General features: G+C 69.4%; 19 protein-coding genes and 2 pseudogenes. 9 read left to right on the top strand and 12 right to left on the bottom strand.

Annotated elements, in window-relative coordinates:
- Positions 1–69: 69 nt before the first annotated feature.
- The 3 genes from KIF24_RS31395 to KIF24_RS31385 all read right to left on the bottom strand — a co-directional run bounded on the left by KIF24_RS31395 (position 70) and on the right by KIF24_RS31385 (position 2,232).
- Entirely contained in the window at positions 70–495 is a 426-nt protein-coding gene (locus KIF24_RS31395; protein ID WP_221087112.1) for a hypothetical protein, read from the bottom strand.
- Between the two features lie 118 nt (positions 496–613).
- Positions 614–1,390: a class I SAM-dependent methyltransferase gene (locus KIF24_RS31390; protein ID WP_331461342.1), complete on the bottom strand. Its 777-nt coding sequence runs from the start codon at positions 1,388–1,390 to the stop codon at positions 614–616.
- Entirely contained in the window at positions 1,360–2,232 is an 873-nt protein-coding gene (locus KIF24_RS31385; protein ID WP_221087111.1) for an FAD-dependent oxidoreductase, read from the bottom strand. The genes KIF24_RS31390 and KIF24_RS31385 overlap by 31 nt, the downstream gene beginning before the upstream one ends.
- A gap of 76 nt (positions 2,233–2,308) precedes the next feature.
- Between KIF24_RS31385 and KIF24_RS31380 the strand changes: the two genes are divergently transcribed.
- On the top strand, positions 2,309–2,866 hold the full coding sequence (locus KIF24_RS31380) for a helix-turn-helix domain-containing protein (RefSeq protein ID WP_221087110.1): 558 nt from the start codon (positions 2,309–2,311) through the stop codon (positions 2,864–2,866).
- Between the two features lie 246 nt (positions 2,867–3,112).
- Here KIF24_RS31380 and KIF24_RS31375 read toward each other — a convergent pair whose 3' ends face one another.
- The 6 genes from KIF24_RS31375 to KIF24_RS31350 all read right to left on the bottom strand — a co-directional run bounded on the left by KIF24_RS31375 (position 3,113) and on the right by KIF24_RS31350 (position 8,270).
- Positions 3,113–3,898, bottom strand: coding sequence for a hypothetical protein (locus KIF24_RS31375; RefSeq protein ID WP_221087109.1), 786 nt, complete (start codon positions 3,896–3,898; stop codon positions 3,113–3,115).
- Positions 3,895–4,746, bottom strand: a complete 852-nt coding sequence (locus KIF24_RS31370) for a DUF692 domain-containing protein (RefSeq protein ID WP_221087108.1) — start codon at positions 4,744–4,746, stop codon at positions 3,895–3,897. Before KIF24_RS31370 ends, KIF24_RS31375 begins: the two co-directional genes overlap by 4 nt.
- Positions 4,747–4,763: 17 nt before the next feature.
- Entirely contained in the window at positions 4,764–5,555 is a 792-nt protein-coding gene (locus KIF24_RS31365) for a class I SAM-dependent methyltransferase (RefSeq protein WP_221087107.1), read from the bottom strand.
- Positions 5,552–6,334: an ABC transporter ATP-binding protein gene (locus tag KIF24_RS31360; RefSeq protein WP_221087106.1), complete on the bottom strand. Its 783-nt coding sequence runs from the start codon at positions 6,332–6,334 to the stop codon at positions 5,552–5,554. Before KIF24_RS31360 ends, KIF24_RS31365 begins: the two co-directional genes overlap by 4 nt.
- A complete protein-coding gene (locus KIF24_RS31355) occupies positions 6,331–7,353 on the bottom strand; it encodes a FecCD family ABC transporter permease (protein WP_331461341.1) in 1,023 nt (340 codons plus the stop codon). The genes KIF24_RS31360 and KIF24_RS31355 overlap by 4 nt, the downstream gene beginning before the upstream one ends.
- A gap of 101 nt (positions 7,354–7,454) precedes the next feature.
- Positions 7,455–8,270 carry an ABC transporter substrate-binding protein gene (locus KIF24_RS31350; RefSeq protein ID WP_221087104.1) on the bottom strand — a complete coding sequence of 272 codons (816 nt, stop codon included), beginning with the start codon at positions 8,268–8,270 and terminating at the stop codon, positions 7,455–7,457.
- Between KIF24_RS31350 and KIF24_RS31345 the strand changes: the two genes are divergently transcribed.
- Entirely contained in the window at positions 8,254–8,478 is a 225-nt protein-coding gene (locus KIF24_RS31345; protein WP_221087103.1) for a hypothetical protein, read from the top strand. The genes KIF24_RS31350 and KIF24_RS31345 overlap by 17 nt on opposite strands.
- Positions 8,479–8,518: 40 nt before the next feature.
- On the opposite strand, the gene KIF24_RS31340 is transcribed toward KIF24_RS31345, so the two are convergent.
- The 3 genes from KIF24_RS31340 to KIF24_RS31330 are packed head-to-tail and all read right to left on the bottom strand — an operon-like array spanning position 8,519 to position 12,665.
- On the bottom strand, positions 8,519–10,075 hold the full coding sequence (locus KIF24_RS31340; RefSeq protein ID WP_221087102.1) for an MDR family MFS transporter: 1,557 nt from the start codon (positions 10,073–10,075) through the stop codon (positions 8,519–8,521).
- On the bottom strand, positions 10,072–11,490 hold the full coding sequence (locus KIF24_RS31335) for a TfuA-like protein (protein ID WP_221087101.1): 1,419 nt from the start codon (positions 11,488–11,490) through the stop codon (positions 10,072–10,074). Before KIF24_RS31335 ends, KIF24_RS31340 begins: the two co-directional genes overlap by 4 nt.
- Complete coding sequence (locus tag KIF24_RS31330; protein ID WP_221087100.1) at positions 11,487–12,665, bottom strand: YcaO-like family protein; 1,179 nt, start codon at positions 12,663–12,665, stop codon at positions 11,487–11,489. Before KIF24_RS31330 ends, KIF24_RS31335 begins: the two co-directional genes overlap by 4 nt.
- A 767-nt stretch (positions 12,666–13,432) precedes the next feature.
- Between KIF24_RS31330 and KIF24_RS31325 the strand changes: the two genes are divergently transcribed.
- From KIF24_RS31325 to KIF24_RS31295, 7 genes and pseudogenes are all read left to right on the top strand, one after another.
- The gene (locus KIF24_RS31325; protein WP_221087099.1) at positions 13,433–13,642 is read left to right on the top strand and encodes a hypothetical protein; all 210 of its coding nucleotides are present in this window, start codon (positions 13,433–13,435) and stop codon (positions 13,640–13,642) included.
- Between the two features lie 242 nt (positions 13,643–13,884).
- Positions 13,885–14,022, top strand: a pseudogene (locus tag KIF24_RS35270) (HAD family hydrolase); the annotation flags it as partial.
- Between the two features lie 244 nt (positions 14,023–14,266).
- Positions 14,267–15,055, top strand: a complete 789-nt coding sequence (locus tag KIF24_RS31315) for a hypothetical protein (RefSeq protein WP_221087098.1) — start codon at positions 14,267–14,269, stop codon at positions 15,053–15,055.
- 213 nt (positions 15,056–15,268) lie between these two features.
- Positions 15,269–15,916: a DsbA family protein gene (locus tag KIF24_RS31310; RefSeq protein ID WP_221087097.1), complete on the top strand. Its 648-nt coding sequence runs from the start codon at positions 15,269–15,271 to the stop codon at positions 15,914–15,916.
- Positions 15,913–16,554, top strand: coding sequence for a vitamin K epoxide reductase family protein (locus KIF24_RS31305; protein ID WP_221087096.1), 642 nt, complete (start codon positions 15,913–15,915; stop codon positions 16,552–16,554). Before KIF24_RS31310 ends, KIF24_RS31305 begins: the two co-directional genes overlap by 4 nt.
- A 47-nt stretch (positions 16,555–16,601) precedes the next feature.
- Positions 16,602–17,168, top strand: coding sequence for a sigma-70 family RNA polymerase sigma factor (locus KIF24_RS31300; RefSeq protein ID WP_221087095.1), 567 nt, complete (start codon positions 16,602–16,604; stop codon positions 17,166–17,168).
- 176 nt (positions 17,169–17,344) lie between these two features.
- Positions 17,345–17,943 (top strand): annotated as a pseudogene (locus KIF24_RS31295) (copper chaperone PCu(A)C).
- The last annotated feature ends 35 nt before the right edge of the window (positions 17,944–17,978 follow it).

Raw genomic sequence — 17,978 nt, 5'->3', positions numbered from 1 at the left:
GCGCCCCGATCGCCAGTGTGTCATCGCCGGACGATCGCGATGGTCGGCGATCGTGCGCAGGGGTTGCCGCTACGGGGTCGCCGCCCAAGGCGGCGCGGGCGGGTTTGCGCTGACCTCGGTACGGGGTGGCACCGGCCAGTCCGGGATCAAGGTGGTTTCTCCGGTGAGTTCGAGGGCGGTGATCGTGGCCAAGTCCTGTACCGCCTGCACGAAGCCCTCGACCCACATCAGCGTGATGGACGCCTTGCCGTCCTTGCGGTCATACAGGGTCCCGGAATCGTTCGGCGCGGTCTGCGGGTCGTCGCCGTGCGCGAGCCGGTTCCGGACCGCCTTGGCATCCCGTAGGTAGTTGTCGAGGCGCTGCGCCTCGATGGTGGTCCAGAGCCAGCGCCCACCGCGACCCGGCTCGGGCTGCGCACGAACCCGGGCCCGCCACTGACCGGTGACATCCGAGACGCCGAGGTGCTGGCCGAACCGCTGCCGTGTCCGTTCCATGGTCGCCGGCGTGTTCTGCCGGGACAACAGAAAGGCCCAAACCCGCGCATCCGCAGGCATTGATCGTGAAGTCTGCACGAAGGGACCCGATCCCCTACCTTCTTCCGTATCGCCAGCCCTACTCCTTGGGGTACTTAAGGCGGACCGCGCGCAGTACGACGTCGTTGACGTGGTGCGTGCTGACCGCCCCCGGGGGGCGCGGGCGGGTCTCGTTCACGTCGATGCGCCAGTCGTCCGAAGCGGTGATCTCGGCGGTGATCTCGGCGATGCCGACGTACGCCCCGGGGTCGTACATGCGGGTTTGCTCGTCGGGGTTCGACGGCTGCTGGAGCCAGGTCAGGTCGTGACCGACGACGAGCAGCGTCCCACCGACGGCCACGGCGTCGAGGAGGTTGCGCAGTCCGCGCTGCTCGGGGGTGCGCTGGAACGAACCGTACTGCAGGGAGACGAGGTCGTAGGTCTCGGCTGCGAAGGCGGCGGGGTCGTTGGCGTCGCGATGCAGCGTACGCACGTCGAGCCCGCGACGTTCCGCTTCGGCCAGGAGGCGGTCGAGTGCCCTGCTGGAGACGTCGGAGGCGGTCACCTGCCAGCCTCGTTCGGCCAGCCACAGGGCGTCGGCTCCTTCACCCGCGCCGACGTCGAGCGCCCGCCCGGGGGGCAGGTCCGTCACCTCCGCGGTGAGGGTGCCGTTCGGGTTGGCGCTCCACACGCGTTCCTGGTCCCCGTATCGGCTGTCCCACTCGATCGCGACGCCGCAGGGGCGGATGCCGGCCGTGGTGTCCTCGGCGGCGAGGCTGAGGGCGATCTGGGCGCCGATCCAGCTACCGTTCGCCGCGGACTGCAGGACCTGGGCGCTCGGGTCCGTCAGGTTCCCGGCGGCGAAGACGCCCGCCACGCTGGTTTGTCCGGTGTGGTCGACCGCGACGAGGTTACCGAGTCCGCTGGGGTGGGCCGTGGTGTCGACGCCGAGCCCGGCGAGCATCTCGACCCGGGGAACGAACCGACCCCGGTGAGGATCGCGTCGGCGGGCAGGCTGCGGCCGTCGGCGAGCTCGACGACGAGCGACCCGTCCGGGTCGGCGTCGACTACCCGGCGCACCGCACTCTCGACCACCGGGACCCCGGCGGCGACGAGGGTCTGCACCGCGGCCGGGTCGATCCCCGTCGCGTCATGCAGCACCACGGTCAACCGGTCGGTCAGGTGCCGCATCAGGTGGGTCGGATGCAGTCCGATCGCCGTCGTGACGATCTGTACGACCCGCAGGTCGCGGACCTCCCAGCCGTGGCAGAACGGACAGTTGAACACCTGACGGCCCCAACGCCCGGCGAGGCCCTCAATGTCGGGAAGCTCATCAACGATGCCGGTCGCGGCCAACACCCGGCGTGCGACGAGGCCGTGGCCGCCCGAGAGTGCGAGGTGGAACCCGTCGTCCTCTTTCCGCACCGCCAGGACCCGGCCGGTGAGGACGTTGCCGCCGTAGCTACGGACCTCCTCCCGCCCGATGGTCCGCATCGCCTCAGGCGGGATGCCCTCGCGTCCGAGGTAGCCATGCATGTGCGCCGCCGGCGCATTCCGCGGCGTGCCGTCGTCAACGACGATGACCGAGCGTCGCTGACGAACGAGTTGCAGCGCGGCCGCCAGACCGGCCGCTGATCCGCCGATGACAGCGACGTCGCACCTGCGGCTGATGCTCTGGTGTGGTTGGTGTTCGGGGGTTTCGTGGGCATGTTCGGTCATGGGTCAAGCGTAGGAACACCTGACGGCATATGAAAGGAATCTTGCAAGATTCGCAAGGAGCCCCCATGCTGAGAAGATGAGCGACCGCAGTGACGTGGAGCGTTTGGCACGTACCCGGCTGCGAAGCCTCCGCACCACGCTCGGCTACTCCCTGGACGACCTCGCCGAGCGCACCAACCTCAGCCCGTCGACGATCAGCCGGATCGAGACGGGCAAACGTACGCTCAGCCTCGATGTGCTCGTGCCCCTGGCCAACGCGCTACAGGTCAGCCTCGACGTCCTCTTCGAGGCAACCAGCGACGAGGACGTGGTGATCCGCCCCGTGCAGCACCGTTCGGGCTCGCGCACCACGTGGCCACTGAGCCGCGTCGACGGGCGCACCATGGCGATCAAGCTCCGCCTGGAACCCGAAGCGACGATGCCGGCCCAGCGGGTCCACCCGGGGTACGACTGGTTCCTGGTGCTCGAAGGCAGGGTACTGCTGTGGCTCGGTGAGCGGCAGATCGAAGTCGAAAAGGGCGAGGCAGCCGAATTCTCGACGATGACACCACACTCGATGACAGCACTTGACAAACCGGCCGAGCTGATCATGATCTTCGACCGCGAAGGGCAGCGCGCCCACCTGCACCAGTGAGCCCGAAGCAGGGCAGGACGGAGACTGGTTGGTACACGCCGCCGCCCGGCGCCTGTACGTTCCGTTCCCGCTCCCGCCCAACGCCTGATCAGCCAGTTCGAGGGCTTCACCGACCTCGCCGGACTGGACCGCGACGCATATCGCGACCGGTACGGCGACGTCGGCCGCCTCAACCTGTGACGCGCCAAAATGTGGGGCCGCTGTGTCGGACGGATAACCCATCAATGCCTCCGTGCTGAGAACCTCTCATCGCACGGATACCAGCAGTCCTGCCCTTACCGCTTCGGTCAATTGTCGTTGCCGGTCAGGATCGCCGTCGGTCAGGTCGGCGACGGAGCGGGTGCCGTCGCACTGGTGGTAGAGCTCAGCGGCCGCGGAGTTTAGCCGGAAGACGTCGGAGCGACCGTCCGGGTGCCGGCGGACCAATGCGAGATGCACGGTGCCGGCCTGAGCCGATGGAGGGCCCGCGGCGGAAGCCAGTACGTCGGAGCGCAGTTCGACGACTCGGACATGTGCGGCGAGCCTCAGTTGGGCTTCTGGCCCCGGGGCGGGGCCTGTCCCAGCCGCCGCCGCTGCGATCGCTGCGGCGCTGCTGTAGCGCAGGTCGGCGCGGAGCCATTCGAGCTGGGCCAGACCGGCGAGAGTGGAGGGGACCGTGCCATCTTCGGCCAGTCGTTCCAGATGGGCTACGAAGCGTTTGCCCTCGGCAACCCACTTGTCGGCGTCGTTGCGTCCCTCCAGCGGCAGGTCGCCGTCGACGAAGCCGGTCACGATCCGGTCAACGATCGACGCGTCGCCCACCCGCCGTAGGGTGGTCGCGAACATGCGTTTCAGTGTCCGGCTGCGAGCGCGGGTGATGCCACCGGCGGTGAATGCCAGCCGGTGGGCGTCGATTCCCGCCAGCATGGCGACTTCGCGGTCGGTCAGGGGAAACTCGGACAACGCGCCACCGGGATCCGTCGTCCAGCGTTGACGAAGTCGCGGGTCGACCAGCAGACGCGCGAGGGCGATCTGGACGGCTTCTGTACTCACCTGCTCACCTGGCCGGTGGTGGCGAGCACCTGCCGGGTTTGCGCGATGTCGGCCAACACCTCGGGGAAGTCGTCGGGGAGTTTGCCGTCGCGTTCGATCAAAAAGCCGCGCAGCGGTGATGTGGGCACGACGTGCCGGAGCAGGTCCCATACCTGCGTGTGTACGGGTGCCCGGTGGTTGTCCTGCAGCAGCTCACCGGCCCAGGTGCCGCCGGCGAGGTGGACTTGGACGACGCGCCCCAACGGGATGGCGTCCAGGTAGGCGATGGGGTTGAAGTCGTGGTTGACGGCGTTGTTGTAGACGTTGGTCAGGTCCAGCAGGATGCCGCAGTCGGCCCGCTCGACGACCGCGGTGAGGAACTCGGCGTCGGACATCTCCCCCGGCAGGTCGATGAACGAGCTGATGTTCTCCAGCAGGAACGGCACGCCGACCGTTTCCTGGATGCGGCGCACTCGGGCGGCCACGCGGTCGACTACCTCCTCGGTGCGGGGCAGGGGAAGTAGCGCGCCGAGGGCGATGCCGCCCGCCCGGGTGTAGCACAGGTGGTCGCTGCACCAGGGCGCGTCGACCTCGGCGACGAGGCAGGCAAGGGCGGTGAGGTACGCCTCGTCGAGCGGTTCGATGCCGCCGATGGACAACTCGACCCCGTGCGGGACGAGTGGAAACCGTTCCCGCAACGAAGGGATGGACTCCCGCCGTTGCGGGTTGACCAGGAAGTCCTCGGTGATGAGTTCCAGCCAGTCGATCTGGTCCGGGTGCTCGACGATCTGTTGTTCCATCTCCGCTCGTAGACCGACCCCTACTCCCAGTTCGGGCAGGTCGGCAGCGCGTGGCCACGGGGTGTCCATCCGGGTCCTCCCTCGATCTACTGCTTGCGGACCTTCCAGATCGTGTCGAACGGCCACTGGGCCAGCCAGCGGCGCCACCTGTCGGCGTCGAGATGATCCGGTAGCTCGATCTGTGGGTCGGGCTGCGGCTCGATGAGCGCCTCCACCTGCAGGCAGCAGCGCCGGAACACGTCGATCCATCCGCCGTAGGTGAGTTGGAAGCGCACCGTGCCGGTGTTGCCCGGGCTGCGGGACAGGTCGAAGTAGCTACGACGGAGCCGCTCGTCGGGCTGCTCGTTGTGCCCGTCGCTGGCGAGCCAGAAGATCGGGCTTGAGGTGCAGACCACCAGGAGGCCGCCGGGCCGCAGGACGCGGGCTGCCTCGGGTACCGCCCGGGTCGGGTCCGCGAAGCTCAGGGCGCCCCAGTTGGACACGGCGATGTCGAAGGTGGCGTCCCCGAACGGCAGTCGTTCGGCGTCGGCGTTGACCAGCCCGAGAGGGGTTCCGGTTGTCGCTGCGGCGGTGACGGCGTGGTTGAGCTGTCGAATGGCGGCGTCGATGCCGACGACCCTGGCGCCGGCGCGGCTCAGCGTGCGGGACCAGCCGGCACTGCCGCAGCCGAGGTCGAGCACGTCGCGGCCTGCTGGATCGCCGAGGACACCAAGCTGGCTCTCCGGGTGCTGCCACCAACCCCAGGTCAGCCCACTGGGAGCAGTCAGGTGGGCCATCATCTGCTGGTACTGGTCGGCCATCCGGTTCCAGGCGCGACGGTTGGCCAGGCCGTGGTCCTCTTCGGTGGAGGTCTCATTGGTGGAGGTGTCGGCGGTCATTGGTCGGGCTCCGGGGGTAGGGGGTGGAACGACAGGTGGACCCGGCCGGTCACCGGGTTGACCGTCGAGACGGCACCGACACCGAACACGGTGCCCACCAGTTCGGGAGTCAGCACCTCTGCCGGTGGGCCGGTGGCGACCACTCGGCCGTCGGCGAGGACGTAGAGCCGGTCACAGTAGGCGGCGGCGAGGTTGAGGTCGTGCAGCGCGGTGAGCGTCGCTACGCCCAGCCGGCGCATCAGCTCCAGGGTCTCGAGTTGATGCCGAATGTCGAGGTGGTTGGTCGGTTCGTCGAGCACCAGCAGGTCCGGCTGCTGCGTCAACGCCCGGGCGAGAAGGACTCGCTGTTTCTCGCCACCGGAGAGGGTCCGGAACCTGCGGTTCTGAAGGTCTGTCGCGTCGACCCGTCGCAGGGCCTCGTCAATGATTCGTTTGTCGTCGCGCCCGGCAGAGCGGAGCAGGCCCAGGTGTGGCGCCCGGCCCATCCGCACGATCTCCTCGACCTCGAAGTCGAAGTCGGTAGGGCTTTCCTGCACCAGGACAGCCATTCGGCGGGCCGCAGCCCGGGCGGACATCCGCCACACGTCCACCCCGTCGAGCGCGACCTGCCCATCCTCGGGGCGCAGAACGCGGTAGATCCCCCGTAGCAGCGTGGATTTGCCGCTGCCGTTGGGGCCGACGAGACCGACGATCTCCGACTTGTCGACCCAGACGTCGACGTCGTGGACGATCGGCTGCTGGTCGATGGTCATCGACAGCGACGTGGTCCGGAGCATCATCGTTGACCCACCATCGACAGCCGGCGGCGTGACCGCATCAGGGTGATGAAGAAGGGTGCCCCGACCAGCGCGGTGATGATGCCGATCGGTAGTTCCTGGGGTGCCACCACGGTTCGGGCGAGGACGTCGGCCCAGACCAGGAAGATCGCGCCGAGCAGGACCGACACGGGTAGGACCCGGCGGTGGTCGGAGCCGACCAGCATCCTGACCGCGTGCGGCACCATCAGACCGACGAAGCCGATGCCGCCGCTGACCGCGACCATGACCCCGGTGACCAGGGCGGCGACGCTGAACATGACCAGCCGGAACCGGGCTACCTGGACGCCGAGCGTGGCGGCGGTCTCCTCGCCGACGAGCAGCGCGTTGAGCGATCGGGCCTGGGTGGCCATCGCGATGGTGCCGGCGGCTGCTGCCACCGCCGGCAGCAGCACGTGTGACCACCGGGCTCCGCCGAGCCCACCGAGCAACCAGAACAGGATCGTTTCGGCGATGCTCGACTGGCCGGCGGTGCTGGCCAGGAACACCATCAGGCTGGTCACCGCAGACATGGTGTAGCCGACGATCAGGCCGGCGAGGATGAGCCGACTCGGCGAGATCCCGCCCGTCCCGCCAGCGAGCATCAGGACCAGGGCGAAGGCGACGACCGCGCCGAGAAACGCGGTCACGGACAGCGAGGTGCTGCCGAAGGCTCCGATGCCCAGGGCGAGCATGGCGGTGGCGCCGGTAGACGCCCCGGAGGTGATACCGAAGACGTACGGGTCGGCCAGCGGGTTGCGTACCAATGCCTGCAGTGTCACGCCGACCACGGCGAGCCCGGCGCCGACCGTCGCCCCGAGGATCACCCGGGGCAGCCGGAGGTCGAACACGATCTGCTCACGAGCCGGAGTCCAGGTGACCGGCCCTCCCCAGCCGGGGTGGATCTGTTCGGCGACGATCTGCCACACCTGCAGGAACGGGATCGCGACCGGCCCGATCGTGACGGCCGTGGTCAACGTCATCACCAGCGCCGCTGTCAGCACGGTGATGACCAGAGGAAACGGCAGTCGAGGTCGGGCCGCGAACCTGCCGCCCCGATGCAACGCAACCGGGGCGGCAGGTCTCGTGTCGGTGACCATTCGGGTCAGGGAAGGGTGGGAAACGTCAGGTCGGGGTGCAGGCACTTGCCGACGACGTTGGCGTCACGTGCCAGCCGAAGTGGTGTCCCGAACGCGTAGAAGTCGATGGTGCAGAACCTGCCGTTACGCACCGCGCCGGTCTCGGCCAGCACGGAACGCAGGAACTTCTCCTTGTCCTGTGGCGACTGCTCGTCCTCGTCGGAGATCAGGATGGCCTGCGGATTCAGGTCGACGACGGACTCGACACTCACCTCCGGCGGCGGCAGCGCGGCCCGGTCGCCGAAGATGTTCTTGCCGCCGGCGCGGCCCAGCCCGTAGTCGGAGCCGCCGCCACCTCCGAAGGTCGACAACGGACCGGTGCCCGAGCGGTACACGAAAGTGGGCACCGCCTGGCTGCTGCCGAGGACGGCCTGCGTCTTCTCCAACGACCCCTTGACCTCGGCGACGATCTTCTCCGCCTCGGCGGTGACGCCGAAGATCGAGGCGAGCTCGACGAACCGGGTGAACATCCGCTCCGGGTCGGGCTTCTCACCCTGGCACTGCAACGTGTACGACTTGATTCCGCTGTCGGTGAGTTCCTGGCGGGTGAAGTTGGTGCCGGGCGGGAAGCCACTGTAGGTGAAGAAGTCGATGTTGCCGACGATCATGTCGGGCTCGGCGCTGAGCAGCACCTCCTTGGAGGGGTACATTTCTGCCAGCACCTTGACCTGCTGGTACTCACCGGCGACCGTCGGGAAGATCTCGTCGTTGCGAAACGCGGTGCCGGCCAACGCCTCCCGCAGACCGAGGTGCAGCAGCGATTCCGTGGATATCTGGTCCATCGCCACCACCCGTTTCGGTGGCGCTTCGAACGTCACGTCGGTGCCGCAGTTGCTGATGGTGATGGGAAAGGCAGCGCCAGAGGCGGTAGCGCTGTTGCCGTCCGTCTCGGACCCACTGTCGGTTCCGCAGGCGGCGAGCAGGACGACGGCCGCAGCGGCCGCGATAGACCTCGACCATCGAGAGAATGTCACGCTGTTGACTCCCTGAGAGAAATTCCGAGCTGATGGGACCTGTTGACGGACTCGGCTCAATAGTCGGATTCCTTCGGGCTGTGGTTCCCGACTTCTTCGCGTTGTTCATCGACCGCCGACGTCGGGGTGCCGTCGCCCAGTTCCCTGTCGGGTAATCGCCAGCTCAGCAGCCACGCGCCCACCGACAGCCCGACGGCGGCGAGGATCGTCTGACGAAAGCTCGCGGCGTACGCCTCTCGGACGGCGTCGCGGGTTTCGGGCGCGAGCATCGCCACCTGTCGCGGCGCGTCGATGATCGCGTTGACCCCGCCGGTGAGGTCCGGCAGCGCCGCCACGAGGTTTACGTCCAACCGGGCGATGAGTACGGCGCCGAAGACCGCGGCGCCGATCGCGCCGCCGAGGGACCGGAAGAAGGTCACCGCGGCGGACGCCACCCCGACGTGTCTCGGGTCGGCGGCGTTCTGCACGGCGACGAACAGCACCGGCGTGGACATGCCGACCCCGACCCCGAGAAGCAGCAACGGCACCACCAGCAACGGGTACGGGGTGTCCACCTGGAGCTGGGTGAGCAGGGCCAGGCCCAAGCACAACGCCCCCATGCCGAGGATGGGGAACGGTCGGTACCTGCCGATCCGGCTGACCCACCGGCCGACGATGGTCGACGCGACCAGCGCCGCCGCGAGGACCGGCACCAGGGCGAGCCCGGCGACGGTGGCGCTGAATCCCTGCGCCAGTTGCAGGAACTGCGGCAGGAACGCAAGCGCGCCGAGCATGATCCCGCCAGTGAGGAAGGCCAGCAGTACGCTGACGGTGAAGACCGGCTCGGTGAACATCCCCGGCGGAAGCATCGGCTCCACGAACGCCCGTTCCCGTCTGACGAAGAGAACGACGAGGCATGTCGCGGCGGCCAGCAGGGCCAGCATCGGCGGCGAGGTCCACGCCAGGTGACGGCCGCCGAGGGACACCGCCAGCACCACCGCGCTGACCGCAGCGACCAGCAGCGCCGCACCCCACCAGTCCACCGCCACGGTACGGGTCACCGCCGGCAGGGTGAGCACCATGCTGATCACCACGAGCACCGCGACGGCGAGGACGGCGCTGCCCCAGAAGGCCCACCGCCACCCCGGGCCGTCGACCAGAACCCCTCCCAGGGGTGGTCCGAGTATCGCGGCCAGGGCGAACACGCTGACGTAGGCGCCCTGGTAGCGACCTCGCTCCCGGGGCGGGATCAGGTCAGCGACGACGCCGAGGGTCGCGGCGATGATTCCACCCGCGCCGATGCCCTGCACGGCCCGAAACGCGGCGAGCTGCCACATGGCCCCGGCCAACGCGCACAGCACCGATCCGACGGCGAAGACCAGCACGGAGACCTGGAGGACGCGCTTGCGACCGTACAGGTCCCCGGCTTTGCCGAAGACCGGCGTCGCCGCCGTCTCGGCCAACAGGTAAGCCGTGAGAACCCACGCGTACTGGTCCGGTGCGCCAAGGTCTCCGACGACGGTCGGCAGGGCTGCGGCGACGATCGTCTGATCCACCGAGGCGAGGAACATGGCCACCAGCAGCCCGCCCATCACCACCGTCACCCGTTGGTGGGCCACCGCCTTACCGGTCACGCTGACCGGCCCCCGGCCACCGCCGGGGCTTTCACACCCCCGATGACCAGGGGCGCGATCGGTTCCATCCGGTCCAGCGGCAGGAACATCGTGGCCCGGGCGCGCAGGTCCGGCTGCCCCCCGAAGCCGCGGTCGAGCATCGCCGTCGTCGGATCTGTGACGCCCCACCGGTGCGCGACCCAGCCCCGGATCTTCGCGTCCGCGATGTAGTGCGCATTGAACGTCGGGCGCAGTTCCGCCAGCCGCGCGTTGCACTGGTGCGCGCGGGCCACCAGTTCCCGGGCCCTGTGCCACGCCTCGGTGCCGGCCAACGCCTCGACGATCGGCTCCACCACCCGCACGTTCGGCGACCACCGAAACGATCGCACCATCGCACGAGTCAGGGCCTCGTCCGGTGGCAGGGAGAGTTCCTCCGGTGCGAGCCAGTGACGAAACGCCGTGGGCACCTCGGTCACGAGGTGCGGGATCAAGCCGCGTCGCCGCGCCGCGTCGAGTGCCCGCTCGGTCAGTCGTGACTGGTCGTCCTCGCCGGGCGTGATTGGTTTCGGTCCATTCGGCGGAGCCGTGCAGCGAAGCAACTCGCCGAGGATCAGCCGCCGGTGCAGGGCCGGGTAGTCCTCCGCGAAAAGCTGGACCGCGGTCAAGGTCGCGAGGTCGGACACGCCGGTGTCGAGGACGGACGCGACCGGGGCCGACCGCATCCAGCGAAGCAGAAAGGAGGTCATGGGCATCGGCTGCCCGTCCGGGAGTGGCGGGCCGGAGTCGCGTGGCGATGCGGCGAGGCGGGCAAGCAGCGCGAGCGCGTCCCGCCGTTTGACGTCGGTGTCGCGTCCGGCGACGAAGTCGCGGAAATCCTTGGCGGTGCTGGTGGGCAGACCGTCGGCGGCGGCCGCGGCGGTGATCCGGCGGTAGGTGCGGTCACCGAACGCCAGGCTTTTGGCGACGGCGCAGAGGTGCTTCTCGTCGGCGGCCGTGACGACTCCGGCGACCCGGGCGCGGCGGGTGGCGACCCGCACCGACACCAGGGCCTCGCTCATCACGCGGTACCCGTCGTCGGCTTCGGCGTGCAGTAGGGCGACCTCGTCGTCGCCGTCGATCACCCCGGTGCGGTAGAGGCGGTGGACGACCCCGACGCCCCGCATGCCGTACCGGTCGAGTTCGGCGGCGCGCAGGGCTCCCATGCTGCTCGCGCCCCACACCGTGACACCGGACTGGAGCAGGTGCAGGATCTCCTTGTGCCGGATCGCGCCGGTCCGGAAGAACACCCCGTCGATGATGGCCACCGTGTCACCTGGGACGAGCCCCAACGCGAGCAGGTCTCCGTGTCGTACCGGCGGGTGCACGACCGCCTCGGGTAGTCTTTCGCCGATCGTCGCGGCGTCGATCGTCGGGCCGGCGAAAACATGGACGCTCATCGCGGTGCGATCCTTTCCACCAGGCCGTGTGCTGCTTCGAACCGCAGACCTGGCGCTATCGCCTTGGCCACCGCGAAGCCCGAGTGACCACGGCTGAGGTCGACGTAGAACGGCTCCCGACCGCGTCGGTGGGTCAGGATTGCGCTCACCGCCGCCAAGTCGTCGGCGATCGTGTCGTGGGACCGGTCGTCGCGGTCGAACCGCCGGACCTTGGCGTCGTCGGCCAACGGTTCGGGGCGTTCCTGAGACGTGTTCTGCAGCAGGTACACCTGCTCGGGGATGCTCTCCCGGGTGCCACTGATGATGGCCAGGCGCGACTGGGCCGCCTCGGTGAGGGCCCGGTTGAGTGCGACGGCCGGATCGAGGTGGCAGCCGGACCCGGACACGAGGATCGGAAAAGACGGCGACCAGAGGTTCACCAGGTAACAGGGCAGGTCGAGGTCGTTGGTCGCGTCGACGATTTCGAACCAGTTGTCAGCGGCCCGCATCAGGTCCATGAGCCACCGGCAGTCGTCGTCGGCGACGCTGTCCGCATCGATCCGCACGTGCTCGGCGCGCGGCTGGGACTCCACGTCGGTCAGGCAGTCCCGCTCGACGAGCTCGTAGAGCCCGTGCAACACCGCCTCGTCGAGGGAGTTGCCACTGGCCAGCCCGTTCGTGGACGTCTCGAACAGCGGTGGTGACCACTCACGGACGAACTCGTTGGTCATCCGCACGTAGGCCAGGGGCACCGGAACCGCCCGGCGGCTGCTCACCTGCCGCCCGGCCACCCAGTCCAGCACGACACTGTCGCTGACCAGCGAACCGGGAACCAGTTGCAGCTCTCGCAGGCCGTAGGGCAGGTCCGTGAGATCCGCCGTCGGCCCGCGGTCCACCGGCAGGTCGACCTGCTCGGCGAGGGCGAACTCGATCATCTCCATCACCGCGGAGACCTTCGCGAGAGTCCGCGTCACACCCTTGCCCTGCGACACGGCGAGGGTGGCCGACGTCGGCCGGATCGCCTGGTAGACAGGGATTCCGAGGGTGTCCAGGCCGGTGACGTCGGCGACCCGGGTGATCCCGAAGTCGGGCAGCAGCGGACGTACTCTCTCCCAGGTCTGCTCGGGAGGCACCAGCCGGTGGGTGCCCCGTCGGTGTCCCTTGTGGCCGCCGACGACGGCCGGTGCGATGCTCAACTCGAACTCCCTGAGGTTGACGAGGTTCCGGAGAGTCCCGTCGACAGGACTCCCCGGAACGTCACGCTTCGGTGTTACCGGGACAGTCCCGTCACTCGTCCTCGAAGGAGAGTGCCTTCGTGCAGGCGAACGCCAGGATTTCACCCTGGATCGAGTCCTCGAAGAGGTCCTCGACAAGCTCCAGACTCATCATCTCTGTCACCTCCCTCCACCGGCCGAGGAGCGGCACACCACCCGAGCGCGCATCGGATGGCTTCGATCCGCTCGTCCTGAAAGTCGGTCGATGAGCCGCGTCGGTTCCCGCGACTCTCGCCGCGACCAAGAATGTCGCCGGGAAGTCACCTGGAGGTACCAGGCCGGCCTGCGGCTGCCTGGGTAAACAAGCACGGCATGCCCATCGGCGGCCCTGAGAGGCCCGACGAGGGCGGTGGTTCCGCTGCGGTGGCGTCGGCTGTCGGCATCGCGGCCCTGGTGGTCGCCGCAGCGGCCCTGCTGCTGGGACTTCTCAACCAACCAGTGCCGCTGGGCGGCGGCGGTGATCAACGGTGCCGCGTCGTCGCAGTCGGAGGTGCCGCACGTCATCAACCGACGCCGGGTCGACGCCCGCGAGCACGGCTTCGGGCCAGTCGCCGTTGGTCGGACCGGCAGGCGGGGAAGTTCCCGCCGGCGCGACGTTGGGCGCGGATCGACAAACACCAGAACATCACACAGCCGGCGGTGTGTACGGGTCCTAGCCTGGACTGACTCGAAGTGCTTTGGAGGCGGAGATGGCAACCGACGGCCTGGTACACGTCCTCACGCTGTGCGGCAACTGCAACTGCGGCTGCCCAGAGCTGTACGTCGACCCGCAAGCCCCGGCGGAGCAGCGGGTGGTCATCACCGACGATTTCGGCAACTCCATCCGGCTCAGCGGGGGCCAGCTCAGCGACATCGTTGCGATGGCTCGCGCGGGCGCTCTCGACGGCATCGCCGCCTGACCGGCGGCCTGTCCGGCACGCCCCCGTCGGGGAGTTCCGGGTGCGTACCCATCCTCGCGGCGCGTCGCCCACCGATGGCGGCAGCCGAGAACAGGTGATCGCCCACCCTGTTTCCGGCGGCCCGTGGTTGTCGGGCCTATGGCCGCGGCGTGCGGTACGGCGGGTCCACGTCGCGGGCTTCCGGGTTGTGCTGCTCGGCGTCTGCGCGTTGCCGTCGGAGGCCCTCACCGCCCAGGTCGACCCCGGAGGCGAAGGCCGCGACAGTGTGCCGGCTGCGGGACGAGGGGCACACCGTGGCGATGGTCGGCGACGGCATCAACGACGCCGCGGCTCTGGCCGAGGCCGACCTCGGCATCGCCGTCGCGACCGGCAGCGACGTCTGGTGGTGCTGAACAGCCTGCGCCTGTCCCGTTGGCGGCCCGGCCCCGCAGCCAGATGGCACTCGGCGGGGCAGGGAACTTCCTCCGGTGGCGGTCCGACTATCTGACCGGGCGAAGGTCATCGCTCCGGCAGCGTGGCCGGCGTCTTGGCAGCACTCACGCCATGGCGACGGGTCCGGTGAGTCCGGTGGGAGAGCATGAACAGCACGTACCGGCCGGTTCACCCGGCAGGACGGCGGAACCGATGAGACTCGGCTTCGTGGCCTTCCTTGTCATGATCGTCATGGCGGTCGTCCTGGTGCGGGCACACGACGGTAGACGGCCGGGGCAGGCGCTGCCCGACGCCGAGCCGACCGGGGCCGACGCGGACCTGCCCGTCGAGGGTGACGTTTACGCCATCCGCTGCCTGACCATCCCGTGCACCGGAGGTCAGCGCCGGACACGGGCCACCATGGCGACCGCGCGGCACCGGGGGCGCCCTCGTCAGGGGGCACCTGCGCCGGGACCGACCGTGCGACGATCGGCCGAAGCGTGGGACGGCGCCTGCGTCGGGCACACCTTGACGCCCCGGCCGCGTCCCGCCCCCGCGCAGGAGCCAGTGGCAGCCCGACGCCGCGCGCCGGTGGCACTCGGGGTGTCCACCTTCACCGTAGCTCTGCTGTGCGCAGCGACCATCCCCGTTGCGGTCGGCCAGGTCTCCCCCGACCAGGAGTTCTGCCCCCGACGCCAGTCGGTGACGATCAGCGACGGGGGTAACACGCTCCAGGCCTGGCTGGTGCACAGTGTCCGGGGGACGCTCGTGCACCTCTGTTGGAGCGGCGCCGCCGACACCGGCAACGTCGTCAACCGTTGGGCCGCCACCGCACAGGTCGCGACCACGGACGACCGCACGAGAGTCGACGTGGTCCCCCTGACCGACCGGACCGCCCTCGGCAGCGTCTATCTCGACCCCGGCCGGGTCTGGACGCTGTCGTTCGAGGTCCACACCGTGGCCGGGGCCCATCCGGTCCTGTCGACCGCAGTCACGAGATGAGCCGGCCCGGGAACCCCAGAGCGTCGCGGACCGACCACCTCTGAGGAGGGTGTCGGTCAGATCCGCAGGCCGCGCCGGAAATGCGACAGGGGTGGGGCGATGGGCAGGAAGCGTCCGCAGCAGCAGCGAGCCGGAGCCGGCACAGCCGCGTCCCGGACCGGTCGGAAGCAACGAGTCGCGAGCAAGGCCACCCGGGCGATGCAGCAGCGGGGCATGAGCACCAACACCACGGTGACCCTGGGCTTGTTGGCGGTGGTGCTCATCGGGCTCACCGCGCTGTTCGTCGTCGTGCAACGAGGATCGGACCGCGCCGGGACGGTGGCCGCCGAGCGACTGTTGCGCGCCGACAGCCACCGACTCACCAGCGCCACCGACGACCGGGTCACCCTGGTGGAGTTCCTCGACTTCGAGTGCCCGGCCTGCGGGCAGGCCTTCCCCGAGGTCGAACGACTGCGCACGGAGTACGCCGGCCGGATCACCTACGTCGTCCGGAACTTCCCACTATCGGTGCACGCCAACGCCGACCTCGCCGCCCGGGCCGCGGAGGCCGCCGGCCGACAGGGCAAGTTCGAGCAGATGTACGTGAAACTGTTCGAGAACCAGTCCGCCTGGGGCGGTCAGCAGCAGGACCAGTCGGCGATCTTCGAGGGCTACGCCCAGCAGGTCGGCCTCGACGTGGCCCGTTACCGCGCCGACGTCGTCGACGGGGCCATCGCCGCCCGGCTACGGCAGGACCAGGAGGACGGCACGGCCGCTGGTGTCCAGGGCACCCCGACGTTCTTCGTCAACGGTCAACGCTTCGACGGCCAGCCGACGTACGACAGGCTGAAGGCCGCTGTCGACGCGGCCCTGGCCGGATGATCAGCCCCGCCACCACGGCGGCTGCCGGTCCGCCCGACACCGACGTGCCGTCCGCCCCGCCGTTCGCGGTGCGCGTCACCCGCTGGATCCTGGCCGCCGGGGGCGGCATCGGCCTGCTGGCTGCCCTCACCCTGACCATCGAGAAGATCAACCTGCTGGTCGACCCCGGCTATCGACCGTCGTGCAGCATCAACCCGATCCTGTCCTGCGGATCGGTCATGACCACCCCTCAGGCCGCCGCCTTCGGCTTTCCCAACCCGCTGATCGGCGTCGTCGGTTTCAGCGTGGTCACCACCGTCGGTGTGCTGCTGCTCGCCGGCGTCCGGCTACCTCGGTGGTGGTGGCTCGGTTTGCAGGCCGGTGCCACGTTCGGCGTCGTCTTCGTGCACTGGCTCATCTATCAGAGCCTCTACCGCATCGGGGCCCTGTGCCCGTACTGCATGATCGTCTGGGTCGTCACCATCGCCATCTTCTGGTATGTGAGCCTGTACAACCTCCACCACCGTCACCTACCAGCGCCGCCCGGTGCCACTGTGCTGGTCAGACTGCACACCGTCGGGGTGACCGGGTGGTACATCGTCATCCTCGTCCTCATCGGCGAACAGTTCTGGTTCTACTGGCGCACCCTGCTCGCCTAGGTGGGCGGCAACCGAAGACGCTCTGACGTGAGTGGAAGGTGCGAAGGGTGACGGATGACGCGCAGATCACCGCGTGGGCGTTCGCAGCAGGTCGAGGTGATCGCGACGCAGCCGGTGCGTTCGTCCAGGCAACCCAGCGCCATGTCCGGCGATTCCTCGCCGCGCTGGCCTCCCCCGCAGAGGCGGACGACCTGGCGCAGGAGACCTACCTGCGGGCCTGGCGGTCGCTGCCCTCCTTCGCCGGCCGTTCCTCGGCGCGGACCTGGCTGCTCGCCATCGCCCGCCGGGTGGCGGTGGACCAGGTACGGACCGCGGCGGCTCGTCCCCGCACAGTTCCCATGTCGGGTTACCACGACGCTGTCGACCCAGAGCGCAGCGGCTTCGACCGGCAGCTCGCGCTGGAGCACCTCATCGCGACACTGCCCGACGACCGGCGGGAAGCCTTCGTCGCCACCCAGCTGCTCGGCTTGTCTTACACGGAGGCCGCTGAGGTGTGCGGCTGCCCGGTCGGGACGATCCGTTCCCGGGTGGCCAGGGCCCGAGAGGATCTGATCGCCGCCATGGACATCGAGGGCGGCGGAAGGCGCCGCAGGCGGGGCAACGCCGCAGGGTGACCTGCCGGACCTGGTACGACCGAGTCGCTACGGCGACCCGCCTAGCTCGGCTGGCGCTGGCCGACGGCGGCTGGAGGCCGCGGCCTGATCCGTGACGAGGGTTACCCGCCGGGGAGGGAACTACCTGCCGCCCGGTCCCGACAAACCGTATGACAACTACTTGCAAGGGGATCGTCATGCCCAGCACCACCACCGGCCGGCTCCTGCGCCCGGCCGTCCTGCTCACCGCCGCCGTCCTGGCCGCCACCGTCACGGCAGGCTGCGGGGCGGACGACTCGACGGCCGCCGCGCCCGGTCCTTCGGCAGCGGCGTCGGCGAGCACCGCCGCGGGGGTGCTCGGCGTCCGTGACCTTGGGTGAAGGCCGCCGACAAGGGCATGACCGCGGTGTTCGGCACGCTGGTCAACGACGGCGACGCCGACGTGACGCTCACCGCCGCCTCGACCGAGGTCTCGCCGATGGAGCTGCACGAGATGGCCATGCAGGACGGGAAGATGGTTATGCAGGCCAAGCCGGGCGGCATCGTGATCAAGGCGAAGAGCACCCACGCCCTGGAGCCCGGCGGCGACCATCTGATGATGATGGACCTCGCCCAACCGGTGCAGGCCGGCGACGAGGTCGCCTTCACGCTCACCTTCGCCGACGGCCGCACCCAGACCTTCACGGCGGTGGCGAAGCCGTTCACCGGCGCCCAGGAGACCTACGCCCCCGGTCACGGCCAGCCGATGCCGGGCATGTCCGCCACACCGGGCATGAGCATGAGCCCCGCGTCATGATCACGACCTCAGATGCCCGGTCGATGAGCCGGCGC

Origin of the sequence: Micromonospora tarapacensis (genome assembly GCF_019697375.1) — a bacterium.
Lineage (GTDB): Bacteria > Actinomycetota > Actinomycetes > Mycobacteriales > Micromonosporaceae > Micromonospora > Micromonospora tarapacensis.
This window is presented reverse-complemented; position numbering and strand designations above follow the sequence as displayed.